14 protein-coding genes and 1 riboswitch are annotated in these 13,633 nt (G+C 49.1%); of the genes, 12 read left to right on the plus strand and 2 right to left on the minus strand.

What is annotated here, in order from left to right:
* Nucleotides 1-54: 54 nt before the first annotated feature.
* Nucleotides 55-789, minus strand: coding sequence for a phosphonate metabolism transcriptional regulator PhnF (gene phnF, locus BLD48_RS15655; protein WP_014969490.1), 735 nt, complete (start codon nt 787-789; stop codon nt 55-57).
* Between the two features lie 128 nt (nt 790-917).
* Between phnF and BLD48_RS15660 the strand changes: the two genes are divergently transcribed.
* The 12 genes from BLD48_RS15660 to lysA all read left to right on the plus strand — a co-directional run bounded on the left by BLD48_RS15660 (nt 918) and on the right by lysA (nt 13,428).
* The gene (locus BLD48_RS15660; protein WP_071500994.1) at nt 918-2,069 is read left to right on the plus strand and encodes an alanine--tRNA ligase-related protein; all 1,152 of its coding nucleotides are present in this window, start codon (nt 918-920) and stop codon (nt 2,067-2,069) included.
* Nucleotides 2,066-2,494, plus strand: coding sequence for a GNAT family N-acetyltransferase (locus tag BLD48_RS15665; RefSeq protein WP_014969492.1), 429 nt, complete (start codon nt 2,066-2,068; stop codon nt 2,492-2,494). Before BLD48_RS15660 ends, BLD48_RS15665 begins: the two co-directional genes overlap by 4 nt.
* A 118-nt stretch (nt 2,495-2,612) precedes the next feature.
* The gene (locus BLD48_RS15670) at nt 2,613-3,818 is read left to right on the plus strand and encodes an argininosuccinate synthase (RefSeq protein ID WP_071500995.1); all 1,206 of its coding nucleotides are present in this window, start codon (nt 2,613-2,615) and stop codon (nt 3,816-3,818) included.
* A complete protein-coding gene (argH, locus tag BLD48_RS15675; protein ID WP_071500996.1) occupies nt 3,815-5,188 on the plus strand; it encodes an argininosuccinate lyase in 1,374 nt (457 codons plus the stop codon). Before BLD48_RS15670 ends, argH begins: the two co-directional genes overlap by 4 nt.
* A 67-nt stretch (nt 5,189-5,255) precedes the next feature.
* Nucleotides 5,256-5,433, plus strand: a riboswitch (Lysine riboswitch).
* 113 nt (nt 5,434-5,546) lie between these two features.
* Nucleotides 5,547-6,746 carry an aspartate kinase gene (locus BLD48_RS15680; RefSeq protein WP_026833938.1) on the plus strand — a complete coding sequence of 400 codons (1,200 nt, stop codon included), beginning with the start codon at nt 5,547-5,549 and terminating at the stop codon, nt 6,744-6,746.
* Between the two features lie 12 nt (nt 6,747-6,758).
* Nucleotides 6,759-7,751: an aspartate-semialdehyde dehydrogenase gene (locus BLD48_RS15685; RefSeq protein WP_071500997.1), complete on the plus strand. Its 993-nt coding sequence runs from the start codon at nt 6,759-6,761 to the stop codon at nt 7,749-7,751.
* 19 nt (nt 7,752-7,770) lie between these two features.
* Nucleotides 7,771-8,652: a 4-hydroxy-tetrahydrodipicolinate synthase gene (dapA, locus tag BLD48_RS15690; protein ID WP_071500998.1), complete on the plus strand. Its 882-nt coding sequence runs from the start codon at nt 7,771-7,773 to the stop codon at nt 8,650-8,652.
* Entirely contained in the window at nt 8,649-9,395 is a 747-nt protein-coding gene (gene dapB / locus BLD48_RS15695; protein WP_071500999.1) for a 4-hydroxy-tetrahydrodipicolinate reductase, read from the plus strand. The genes dapA and dapB overlap by 4 nt, the downstream gene beginning before the upstream one ends.
* On the plus strand, nt 9,382-10,089 hold the full coding sequence (dapD, locus tag BLD48_RS15700; protein WP_071501000.1) for a 2,3,4,5-tetrahydropyridine-2,6-dicarboxylate N-acetyltransferase: 708 nt from the start codon (nt 9,382-9,384) through the stop codon (nt 10,087-10,089). The genes dapB and dapD overlap by 14 nt, the downstream gene beginning before the upstream one ends.
* Nucleotides 10,090-10,114: 25 nt before the next feature.
* Nucleotides 10,115-11,047, plus strand: coding sequence for a branched-chain amino acid transaminase (locus BLD48_RS15705; protein WP_071501001.1), 933 nt, complete (start codon nt 10,115-10,117; stop codon nt 11,045-11,047).
* Nucleotides 11,044-12,102, plus strand: coding sequence for an alanine racemase (alr, locus tag BLD48_RS15710; RefSeq protein ID WP_071501002.1), 1,059 nt, complete (start codon nt 11,044-11,046; stop codon nt 12,100-12,102). The genes BLD48_RS15705 and alr overlap by 4 nt, the downstream gene beginning before the upstream one ends.
* Nucleotides 12,103-12,114: 12 nt before the next feature.
* The gene (gene lysA / locus BLD48_RS15715) at nt 12,115-13,428 is read left to right on the plus strand and encodes a diaminopimelate decarboxylase (protein ID WP_071501003.1); all 1,314 of its coding nucleotides are present in this window, start codon (nt 12,115-12,117) and stop codon (nt 13,426-13,428) included.
* Between the two features lie 76 nt (nt 13,429-13,504).
* Here the strand turns inward: lysA and BLD48_RS16130 are convergent.
* Nucleotides 13,505-13,633: IS3 family transposase (locus BLD48_RS16130; protein ID WP_143082955.1), on the minus strand; the 129-nt coding region annotated here is incomplete at its 5' end.

Consider the following 13,633-nt stretch of genomic DNA (forward strand, 5'->3'; position numbering starts at 1 on the left):
ACTTGACGGGGAGCAGTTCAAACGATAAGAAAAAGGTCTTTTTTTAGAGAATAATCAACGTCGCCGCTCCATCTCGACCGTAAAGGTGTACCGATCGCCACGATAAGCCGAAATGACGTACTCAAACGGTTGATCTGTCGCGAGGAAGGTCAATTGTTCGACCGATAAGACGGGCGAACTGATCGACAAACCGAGATGGTGAGCTTCTTCTTTTGTGGCGAGACGCGACTCGAACGTCTGACTGGCACGACCGAGGTTCAGCCCACTCGCTTCAGCGAATGCGTATAAGGAAGCAATCGCAACTTCCTGATTTAGACCCGGTAACAGCTGTTCCGGAATATAGACGGTCTCAAGCGCAAGCGGTTGTTCATTGGCGATGCGTAACCGTTTTAATTCATAAATCTTGGCACCTTCACGGATGCCCAGTTTATTTGCAATCGTCATTTCAGCAGCAATCACCTGATAGGACAAGAGTTCACTCGCTGGTTCGAGTCCGAGGTGTTCCATCTCCTCTGAAAAACTAGTTAATCCAGACAGTTGCATGACGATTTTTTTATTGGCAACGAATGTGCCACGACCTTTTTGACGGATCAGATAGCCGGCATTCACTAAATTCGAAATCGCTTGGCGAACCGTCATTCGGCTGATTTGATGTGCCTCAGCAAACTCTCGTTCAGAGGGGATCAAATCCCCTGGCTGCAACAGACCACTTTCGATTTGTTGTTTCAAGGCAGCTTCGATTTGATAGTAGATTGGAAGTGGTGAATTTTTATTGATGTGCTGAATCACGGCATTTCGTCCCTTCGCGGTCGATAGTCTTTCGTCTAGTGTACTAGGAAATGAAGATGCCGACAAACGATTGTAGGCAATTTGTGGCATAATAGAAGCGAAATCAGATGAAGAAAGGTGGGCGTAGGATGCGTCTTGAACAAATTTACCCGACGGTTCGGACATTCGAAACCGTTGTAGCGGATGTGAAAGAACAACAGGGGTATTGGGTCGCGTTAGAAAAAAGCTATTTTTACCCGGAAAGTGGAGGGCAGCCAGCTGATCGCGGGACACTGAATGGAATCGAGGTACTGGATGTCCAACTCGAAGAAGGCATCGTTTGGCATCGACTGGACAGTCCGCTTCTTGGAAAAACTGTCCAGGGTGAAGTCGATGATGCAGTCCGGACGGATCATGCGGCGCAACATACAGCCCAACACGTCATTTCGGCGATTTTACAAGATGAGTTTCAGGTCAAAACGGTCAGTTTTCGAACAGGGTCAGAAGAATCGACACTGGATCTTGCAACGGACCAATGGGACGAGAAATTCCAGAACCGTCTTGAGGAACGGTTACGCCAGGTCATCGTGGCCGGACTTGTGATTACGGCTACAGAATACGAAGAGGCAGCTGCTTTAACATTACCATTACGAAAAACGCCTCAGGTGACTGGTCAAATTCGAGTTGTCCAAATCGGTGAACTCGATTATAGTGCATGTGGCGGAATACACCTTGAATCAACATCAGAACTGGAGTTGATTTTATTTACGGGTCAAGAAAAGGTTCGTGGAAATATCCGATTGACGTATGTCGCAAAGGACCGGGCGTTTCGATTACTCACGACAGAACGGCGTGTCTTGTCGGAAACTGCACGTTTCTTATCTGCTAAAAAAGATCAGATCCGTGACGTCGTCGACGAACTGAAACAAGATCAAATCCGGTTGAATCGACAAGTCAGTCAAGCAGAGGACGCCCATGTCCAAACCGTTCTGAAACATCTCTTGAACGGACCGGAGCAGATTCTAGTGCTTCAACACGAACAGGAAGATATCCGTTTTTCAGAAAAAGTCGGTAAAGCATTGATGGAAGCAGGACGCACTGCACTTGTCTGGAACGAGGTCGCTAAGAAACTCGTGATGTACAGCACGGGACGTGTGCACCTCGGACAGTTTACGAAAACACATGTCAAACAGTTTAACGGTCGCGGCGGCGGAAGTGAAACGAACGCTCAAGTGTTGTTCGTAACGCATGAAGATGCACTGGCCTTTGTAGAAGCATTAAAGGAGGAATTACATACATGACCGTCATACAAGTGAAAACAACAGAACATAAGCAAGCTGTACGCATGATCCGGGAACGTGTTTTCGTCGAGGAACAAGGCGTCCCGCGCAATCTCGAATATGATACACATGATGAAACGGCAATTCATCTCCTCGTTCTCGATGAGATGAATCGTCCGGTGGCAACGGGGAGAACCCGCCCGTATGACGAGCAACGGATGAAGGTGGAACGTGTTGCGACGCTTGCTGCGACACGCGGCAAAGGGTATGGCGGTGAACTGATGCGAGCGATGGAACGGATTGCCCGCCGTGAAGGACGGACGATCTTGACGCTTGGTGCGCAAGTCCAGGCGATTCCCTTTTATCAAGGACTTGGTTATGCCATCGTCTCGGATGAATTTGATGATGCGGGCATCCCACATCGGACGATGGAGAAGAAAATTTGATGAAATTTGATGAGAAATCCTGAAAAAGGGTTTCTTTTTTTGAATATCTATGTATATATATAATCCATAGTGAATTTTTATACAGACAGATACAGTCGACTTCAAGGAGGAATTGGGAATGACAAAACAAAAATTGATTTTAGCGTATTCAGGTGGACTTGATACTTCGGTTGCCATCAAATGGTTGAGCAAAGACTATGACGTCGTCGCGTTATGTATGGATGTCGGTGAAGGAAAAGATTTGACGGTCATCAAAGAAAAAGCATTGCTCGTTGGAGCGGTCGAATCGATCGTCCTTGATGTCAAAGAGGAATTTGCGAACGAGTTTGTTTTGCCAGCCCTTCAATATGGAGCACATTATGAAGGAGCTTATCCTTTGATTTCGGCACTATCCCGTCCGTTGATCGCTGAAAAGTTGGTCGAAGTGGCCCATGCGCATGGCGCAACGGCAGTCGCTCACGGCTGTACCGGAAAAGGAAATGACCAAGTCCGGTTTGAAGTCTCGGTCGCGGCCCTCGATCCATCGCTCGAAGTCATCGCACCAGTGCGTGAGTGGAAATGGTCACGGGAAGAAGAGATTGCCTATGCCAAGGAAAATGATGTCCCGATTCCGATTAACCTCGACAGCCCATATTCAATTGATATGAATCTTTGGGGACGGAGTAACGAGTGTGGTGTCCTTGAAAACCCGTGGACAGAACCCCCGCAAGATGCGTATGCGTTGACGGTTGCACCGGAAGAGGCACCGGACCAAGCAGAAGAAGTCATCATCGGCTTTGAAGCGGGTGTACCGACTGCAATCAACGGAACAGCCTATCCACTCGCAAAATTGATCACAGAACTCAACATCATTGCTGGGGCACATGGCGTCGGACGGATTGACCATGTCGAGAACCGTCTTGTCGGGATAAAGTCACGTGAAGTCTACGAGTGCCCGGGCGCAACGGTCTTACTTAAGGCACATGCTGCTTTAGAGACAATCACGCTGACGAAGGATGTTGCTCACTTCAAACCGATTTTAAGCAAACAATATGCAGAGACGATTTATAACGGATTGTTCCACGCACCGTTAACAAAAGGACTGAAAGCCTTCTTGACAGCGACACAACAAGATGTGACGGGCGAAGTCCGGGTCAAACTGTACAAAGGGAACGCGACCGTTACAGGACGTCAGTCAACTGTTTCGCTGTATGATGAAAAACTCGCGACCTACACAAAAGAAGATGCGTTCGATCATGACGCAGCGAAAGGATTCATCAAGCTTCATGGTCTGGCAATTGCGACACATGCGAGTGTCCATCGTCAGGAAGGCGTGAAAAAATGACGAAACTATGGGGCGGACGTTTTACGGAAAGTGCTTCCGCTCAAGCGGAGGCCTTCGGAGCATCGATTGCATTTGATCAGAAATTAGCAGCCGTCGATTTACAGGGCAGTCTGGCGCACGCGCAGATGTTGTATGAACAGGGGATTCTTGAGAAAACTGAGTGGGAACAAATCGAAACAGGGCTCAAACAGTTACAAACGACACTCGGTCAACACGTCTATACGACTGTTGACGAAGACATCCATATGAATCTTGAACGATTGCTGACGGAACAGATTGGTCCTGTTGCAGGAAAACTGCACACGGCGAGAAGCCGGAACGATCAAGTTGCGACCGATCTTCATCTCTGGATGGAGCAGCATGTGCTCGAACTCCTGACAAGTATCCGCAACCTGCAATCCGTGATCACGGAACAAGCGGAGCAACATGTAGAGACGGTCATGCCGGGCTATACCCATCTTCAGCGGGCGCAGCCGATTTCACTGGCACATCATCTGCTCGCTTACTTTTGGATGTTTGAACGGGATGCCGATCGATTAACGGATAACTTGAAGCGGATTCGGATGTCACCGCTCGGCGCCGGGGCACTTGCCGGGACGACGTTCCCGATCGATCGATTCAAGTCGGCCGAGTTGCTTGGTTTTGAGCACGTTTATCCGAATAGTTTAGACGCCGTCTCGGACCGTGATTTTGTCATCGAATATTTAGGAATCGCCTCGACGGTCATGATGCACTTGTCACGTTTTTGCGAAGAAATCATCATCTGGGCATCACAAGAGTTTTCATTCATCGAATTATCCGATGCCTTTTCAACCGGATCGAGCATGATGCCGCAGAAAAAGAATCCGGATTTCGCAGAACTGATTCGCGGCAAAACAGGTCGTGTCTATGGAAACTTGATGGGCTTCCTGACGACAATGAAGGCATTACCGCTCGCGTACAATAAAGATATGCAAGAAGACAAGGAAGGTGTCTTTGACACCGCTGATACCGTGTTACAATCCGTTCAAATTTTTACAGGCATGATCGAATCCGCTACGTTTAAGACAGAAGCGCTCAAGAAGGCGACGATGCAAGACTTCTCGAATGCAACGGAACTGGCAGATTATCTGGTCACAAAAGGGATTCCGTTCCGGGAAGCACATGAAATCGTCGGGAAAGCCGTCTTACATTGTGTGCAGAGCGGCTGTTTCTTAAAAGATTTGACGTTGTCGACGTATCAGACGTTCCATTCGGTCATTGCGGAAGATGTGTATCCGTTGCTCGATCCGGTTCAAGCCGTTGCACGACGGGGAAGTTACGGTGGGACCGGTTTTACAGCCGTCCGGGAACAACTCGCATTAGCGAAGAAGCAACTTAAAAAATTATAAAATTCAAAAAAAGTTTGGCAAATCACTGGATTTAACAAAAAATGTTTGCTATAACTGTAACTAACAACCGACAGATAGAGGCGCGGATGACATCAGTAGCAACACTTACAAAGGCAAGCATGCCAAGTGATGTGAAAGGGGAAATCCGCCGAAGTGAACAGGGAAATGCTTTTTCTTGATTGCTGGTACAACGGTTAAGATCCGTTGTACTGCCGAAACCCACGTTTCGGAGCGCTATCTTACGTAAAAGAACGTATGACACTGTCATCGTTTGTCCGATCGTGATAACGACGGGCCGTAGGAACGCTCCTACCGGCCCGTCGTTTTTTTCTGTTTCGGGACAAAAGGAGATAGGATTGTGACAACTGTACTTAAATTTGGTGGTAGTTCGGTTGCGACTGTCGAACAGATTCAGTCTATTGCGAATTATTTGAAGAATCGGACGGATCAAGGAGAAAAATTAGTCGTCGTCGTATCAGCGATGGGGAAAATGACAGACTCCTTGATTGCGCAGGCCCAAGCAATCACGGACCGTCCGGAACGACGGGAACTCGATCGTCTGCTTGCAATCGGTGAGGAACAGACGATTTCGTTACTCAGCATCGCACTAAACTCGCTTGGGACAAAAGCCTTGTCGCAAACGGGTGCCCAAGCAGGAATCAGTACGATGGGTCTGCACACGAAAAGTAAAATCAAACAAATTGACGGAGAACTGCTCCGGAAAAAACTTGAAACCTACGATGTCATCATCGTTGCCGGTTTCCAAGGGGTCAATGAACTGGGTGATGTCACGACACTCGGACGCGGCGGATCCGATACGACAGCCGTCGCACTGGCGGCCGTTCTCGATAAACGATGTGAAATCTATACGGATGTTGACGGTGTCTATACGGCAGATCCACGAATTCATGCCGCGGCCCAACCGATTCCACACATTTCGTATGATGAGATGATGGAAATGAGTGCGCTCGGATCAAAAGTCATGGAGATGCGGAGTGTCGAGCTCGGTAAAAAATATGGAGTCCACATCTTTGTTGGGAAAACACTTGAATCGGAAAGAGGGACTTGGATCATGGAGGCAACGGAAACGATGGAACAAAAAGCGGTGACGAGTGTCAGTGTGACGAAAAATGTCATGACAGTATCAATTAAACATGTACCACAGACGAACTCAGCGGTCGCAGATATCTTTGAATTGTTGTCAGGACGTCACGTCAACATCGATATGATCAGTCAGACGACGTTTGACAGTGACATCTTCCTCTCGTTCTCTTGCCCATTAGACGAAGAAGAATTTTTGGAAGAAGCGTTGCAGGATATCATCAATCGTTTCCCGACCGTCAAAGTCGACCGTCATAACCAACATGCCAAGTTGTCGGTCGTCGGAATCGGGATGCGTGACGCAACCGGCGTCGCTTCGAAATTATTTGCGACATTCCGGGCGGAAAACATCACGTTTTATCAGGTTACGACATCAGAAATCAGTATCTCGTATACGATTGCCCAAGCCGACATCGAACGGACCGTCGCAGCAATCGCCAATGCATTTGATCTGTAAGGAGGAAACCATATGTATCATGTAGCAGTCATTGGCGCAACGGGCGCTGTCGGACAAAAAATGTTACAAGTTTTGGCAGAACTCGATTTCCCAGTTCGTCAGATTTCAGCCTATGCGTCCGCACGTTCCGCAGGCAAAACGGTTCAATTTAAAGGGCAAGACATCATGATTCAAGCGTTATCGGAACAGATCACGGAAGACGGGATTGAGGTCGCGTTGTTTGCAGCAGGTGGAGCCATCAGTGAACAGTATGCGCCGTTACTCGCTGCATCAGGCACACTGGTCGTCGACAATTCAAGTGCCTTCCGGATGCAAGCAGATATCCCGCTTGTCGTACCGGAAGTGAACCCGCAGGCAATCGGTCCGGACGATCGTTTGATTGCCAATCCAAACTGTTCGACGATTCAATCTGTCGTCGCCCTTGCTCCACTCCAACCGTTTGGTTTGAAACGCGTCAACTATACGACGTATCAAGCCGTCTCCGGTTCCGGTCAAAAAGGAATCGAGGATTTAGCCCGTGGCAGCCGCGGCGAAGAACCGGTCAACTATCCGCATCCGATTTACGATAATATCCTGCCGCATATCGATGTGTTCTTACCGGACGGCTATACGAAAGAAGAACAGAAGATGATTGACGAAACGCGGAAAATCTTCCAGTTACCGGAGTTACCGGTCAGTGCGACGTGTGTCCGTGTACCGGTCACGAATTCGCATTCTGTCGCGATCAACGTGACATTCGAGCAGGAGACGACGGTCGAAGCCATCCGTGCCGCATTAGCCGAAGCACCCGGCGTCGTTCTGATTGATGATGTCAGTCAAAATCAATATCCGATGCCGCTTGATGCGAGTGGAACAGATGACGTATATGTCGGACGGATTCGTCAGGATCAAAGTCTCGCCAATACGTTCCATATCTGGTGTGTCGCCGATAATATCCGTAAAGGGGCGGCTTCGAACGCTGTCCAAGTAGCGCGTCAAGCACTTGAAAGTTCAATCCATTCTTAAGAAACGAGGAGGAACCGATATGTTTAAAGGAGCAGGAACAGCACTGGCAACACCGTTCACGTCAACCGGTGAGCTGGATTTAGCGGTATTTGAACAACTGATCGAACAACAACTCGCAGCGAACATTCAAGCGTTAGTCGTCGGGGGGACGACTGGAGAAGGATCAACGTTGACGAATGAAGAGTTTGAAACGTTACTTGAAACGGCTGTCCGCCTTACAGCTGGACGTGTACCGGTCATTGCCGGGACCGGAACAAACAATACGGCACAGACGATTGAAAAAACACAGACAGCAGCTCGTATCGGAGCTGATGCGGCCATGCTTGTCACGCCTTACTACAATAAGACATCGCAAGCAGGACTCGTCGCCCATTTCACGGCAGTTGCGGATGCAGTTGATTTGCCAATCATGCTGTACAATGTTCCGTCACGAACAGGTGTCGCGATTTCTGTCGAAACAGCCGTAACGCTCGCGAAACATCCGAACATCCAAGCGTTTAAAGAAGCAAGTGGAGACGTCAGTTTCATGGGTGAATTGATGACGGCATTACCAGATGGCTTTGCAGTCTTCTGCGGCAACGATGATCAAATTCTTCCTTATATGGCATGGGGGGCACAAGGCGTGATTTCCGTCTTGTCGAATCCGTATCCAGCTGAGACGCAAGCCTTGGCAGAAGCTCTGCTCGCAAACGATTACGTCACGGCACGCCGGATTCAGAGTGATCTGATGCCCGTCATTTCCGCGTTGTTCAGTGACGTCAATCCGATTCCCGTTAAAGCAGCACTCGAAGAAACCGGACTTGCTGTCGGAGCACCACGTCTGCCGCTCGTCCGTCAGTCGGAAGCGGGACATGCCCATCTGCTTGAGACGATGCGGAGTTACAAAGGAGTGGTTGGATGAAACTCGCCATTCACGGCTACGGGGCAACCGGACATTACGTCCATGAACTGGCACCGGATGCTGTCGTTGCTGTCATCGACAAAACGAAAACGGCGGATCAAGTACCGTCTTACGGTACGCTTGCCGAGATGACGGAGTCAGTCGATGCAATTATTGATTTTTCACACCCAAGTCTCTTATCGGACTTGCTTGACTACGGGATCAAAACGAAGACACCACTCGTCATTGCGACGACGGGTTTCTCGGAAGCGGAACTGCAGACGATTCGCGATGCTTCGACACAAATTCCGATTTTCCAATCGTATAACATGTCGTTTGGGATCGCGATGATGCAACAGCTGTTAAAAACACTCGTTCCGCTCGCCGGAGCATTCGACATCGAACTGCTTGAGAAACACCACAATCAAAAAGTCGATGCACCGAGTGGGACAGCGGAACTGTTGCTCCGGACCATCCAGGATTTACGAAATGTCCGACCGGTCTACGAACGGGAGTCGACGCGTGAGAAGCGGGAGCCAAACGAGATCGGGATGCACTCGATGCGTGGGGGAACGATTTTCGGCGAACATGAAGTATTGTTTGCCGGCGTCGATGAGTTGATTGAAATCAAACACACGGCGTTATCCAAAAAAGTATTTGCTTCAGGTGCGATCAAGGCAGCGGAAGCGCTCATTCAAAAATCAGCGGGACTCTATACACTGGAGACGCTTTACACACAGGAGGATTCACATGTTATTAACTGATGCTTATGAAATTGCGAAATTCATTAAAGATGCTAAAAAACAAACACCGGTTAAACTGTACGTCAATGGTGACTTGGAAGGACTGACGATTGAAGGAGCGACGGCTTTCGGGACGGATCAATCGAAAATTTTCTTCGCCGATGCAGGACTTGCTTCAACTTTCTTAGAAGAGAATGCAGACCGGATTACTGAAGTGCACGTCGAATATGACCGCCGCAACAGTGCCGTGCCGATGCTCGATACACGCCATTTGAATGCCCGGATCGAACCAGGTTCATGGATTCGTGATCATGTCGTCATCGGCGATAATGCGGTCATCATGATGGGTGCAATCATTAATATCGGTGCATCAATCGGAGATGGTACAATGATTGATATGAACGCCGTTGTCGGAGCACGTGGCACAATCGGCAAAAACGTTCATGTCGGCGCCGGTGCCGTGGTAGCAGGGGTTCTTGAACCACCTTCAAAAACACCGGTCATCATTGAAGATGGTGTCTTAATCGGAGCGAATGCCGTCATCTTAGAAGGTGTCCGCGTCGGAAAAGACGCCGTCGTCGCAGCGGGCAGTGTCGTCACAGAAGACGTTCCTGCCGGCAGCGTAGTGGCTGGTACACCAGCACGTGTCATCAAACAGAAAGATGCAAAAACAGCAGAGAAGACGCAACTGGTGGATGATTTACGTTCACTCTGATTGACGTCGAAGAGGAGGAAAACACATGGCAGTGGATACACAGTATGGAGAAGCAATTTGGTTAGACGGGATTTTTCATGATCCAAAAGAGGCAAATACGAGCGTCATGTCCCATGCGATTCATTACGGAAGCGGATTCTTCGAAGGCATCCGTGCGTATGCGACACCGGATGGTCCGGCGATTTTTCAATTGACGGAACATATTGAACGTCTGTTCCGCAGTTGCGCGTTCTATCACGTGACGATTCCTTATACAGTGGAAGAACTTGTCCAAGCGACGATTGATCTTGTCGCCAAAAACGGCTTTGAATCTTGTTACATCCGCCCGTTTGTTTTCCTTGGTACACCGTGGCAGGCACTGATGGCAAAAGATACGACGGTTCACGTCGGTATTTCTTGCTGGGAACTTGGTGAATACTTTGACAAAGGTACCGGTATCCGGGCAAAAGTCGCTTCTTACCGCCGTGTTTCGTCAACGATGATGCCGATGCAGGCAAAAGCTGCCGCCAACTATATGAACTCGCAACTCTTAAAAGGAGAAGCACTTCGCGACGGATTTGACGAGGCGATTGCTCTTGATATGAACGGAAATGTCAGTGAAGCGAGTGTTGCTAACTTGTTCATGTTGAAAAACGGCACGATCTACACGCCTTCACTTGATTGTTCGGTGTTAGACGGGATCACACGTCAAGTCATCATGCGTCTCGCACAGGATCAAGGATATGCGGTCGTCGAGCGTCATATCGGCCGTGATGAGTTATACGTCGCAGACGAAATCTTCTTAACGGGTACGGCTGCAGAAATTACTAGTGTCGGTGAAATTGATCATATCGTCATCAACGGCGGAACACGGGCTGTCGCAGATGAGTTACTTGATCTTTACCGTCAAGCGGTCTCGGGTCAATTGCCACAGTATGCATCGTGGTTGACTTACGTGACACCAGCCATCGCAGAATGAGTTCGAGAACAATCGTTACCATCGATCGGGAAGCGGTGCGGCAAAATGTCGCATCGGTTTTCGCCCGGTCCAATAAGCAAATTTTTGCCGTCGTCAAAAACAATGCTTATAACTTAGGAATGATTGAGATGGTCGCCACATTGATGGAAGCCGGTGTCCGGCATTTCGCAGTGGCAGAAGTCTACGAAGCAATTGAAATCAAAACGAATTTTCCAGACAGTTATGTTCTGGCGATGAATCCGGCATCGCACTTCAAAGAAGTCCGGTTGCATGGAGTGGCGCTTGGAATTCCTTCGCTCGACTGGCTGCAACGTCATCAGGCTGAGTTATCAGGAATTGAACTTCATCTAAAAATAAATGTCGGGATGAACCGTTTTGGTGTCAGTTCGCTTGAAGAAGCGCTAGCAGTGCTTGAAACCGTACGTGAACAGGAGCTGATGTTGACGGGTCTTTACACCCATTTTCCGCTTGCCGATGAGCCGGGAGCCGATCACGACGGTCAAGTCGAACGATTCCTCGAAATCGGGAATCCGTTACAGGAGAAACACACGTTCACGTACATTCATGCCGAAAACAGTGCGACGATTGTCAAACACGATCCGCGGTTGGCCTGGTGTAATTATGTCCGTCCCGGCATTTTCTTGTTTGGTTATTCACCGATTGAAAAAATGGATTGGCTTGTTCCGTCACTTCGGATGACGACGGAAGTCGTTGAGATTCGTCAGGTGGAAGCAGGCGAACACGTTGGATATGGCACGTCTTATACGGCACCGACAGCGATTCGTGTCGCCGTTCTGCCGGTTGGATACGGGGACGGGGTCGTTCGCGGACGGTCATCGCTTCCGGTCATCATCAACGGGAAACGTTATCCGATTATCAGTAAGTTATTCATGAGTCATACGTTCATCGCTATCGATTCGACGGTTGAAATCGGTGACAAGGTTGTTCTCTACGGGGACGGCATCGAAATTGATGATATTACCCGGACCGGAACAGCTAATAATTCAGAACAGATGTGTGCCCGTTCGTGGCGTTTGACGCATCGTTATTTATAAGGGGGAATCCAGATGTACGGGAGCCAGTATTTGACGGAACAAGAGAATCAGTTACAAATTGATGGTGTGACAGCAACGGCGCTTGCCAAACAATACGGGACACCGCTTTATATCATGGCAGAACGTGAATTGACGGACCGTCTGGCAACTGTACGGGATGCCTTTTTAGAGAAATATCCGAATACGTATGCCTCGTTTGCTTCTAAAGCCTTGACGATTGGTGCTGTTTACCAGCAAGTCGTCCGACACGGTCTTGGCATTGATGTCGTCACAGGCGGCGAACTGTTCATCGCCCGCAAAGCGGGTGTGCCGGCGGAACGGATCTATTTCCACGGCTCGAACAAATCAACTCAGGATTTACGGTATGCCGTTGAAGAGGGTGTCGGAAAAATCGTCATCGATCATTACGGAGAAATCGCCCAACTCAATCAAATTGCGGCAGATGCCTGTCAAACCGTTCAGGTATTGATTCGGATTGTTCCGCAAGTCATTGGCGGTGCGCACACGAAAATCCAGACCGGAGGTGTCGATACGAAGTTCGGTTTCTCGACGCATGACGAGTCGTACCTTGAAGCGGTGGAAGCCGTTTTAGCAGCGGAACACTTGGTGTTACTAGGCATTCATTGTCACGTCGGGTCACAAATTCAAGAGATTGAATTGTTTGAACGGACGGCCCGGACGATGATGGGGTTTGTCGAAACGATTCGTGAACGGACGGCTTTCGTCGCAAGCGAAGTCAACCTTGGTGGCGGATTCGGAATCGCGTATACGCAAGAGGACCAGCCACTTGATTTCGAACAGACGATGGAGCGGGTGATGGCGATCATCGACGAAGAGACGGCACGTCTCGCCATCGATCGTCCACGAATCGGCATCGAACCGGGTCGTTGGATTGTTGCCAATGCCGGAACGACGCTTTACACGGTTGGGGCGATCAAGGAAGTGCAGGGTGTCCGAACGTATCTGTCCGTCGACGGCGGAATGGCCGACAACATTCGTCCTGCTTTATATGGGGCGGTGTACGAAACGGTCATCGCCAATCGAATCCAGGGAGAGACACGTCACGTGACAGTTGTCGGTGCGGCGTGTGAATCAGGAGATTTAGTCGCCGAGTCGGCTGACCTAGCGGATCCGGTCAGTGGCGATACATTGGCTGTTTTCGGAACAGGTGCCTACAACTATTCGATGGCGAGCAATTACAACCAATTTTTACGTCCGGCCGTCGTCTTCGTTAATGAAGGTGAATCCCGCGAAGTTGTTCGTCGACAGACGTATGCCGATTTGATCCAGTGTGATCTGGGACTGGAAAACATTCCATCCTCTTAAAACAACCCAAAAAACACCTTCGTCTTTGAACTGAGCCCTAGAGTTTGGACAGTTTAATAAAAGCACCCTTAACGTTTTAAGCTGCTATGAGATGGCTTCGGTATTGTACCGGAGTCATCTTTTGTAGTTTCCATTGTCTTCGTTCGCTATTGTAATAATCAATGTAAGCATCGACCATGGCACAGACCTCATCGAGGTCAGATGC

The organism is Exiguobacterium sp. KRL4 (assembly GCF_001870785.1).
GTDB lineage: Bacteria > Bacillota > Bacilli > Exiguobacteriales > Exiguobacteriaceae > Exiguobacterium_A.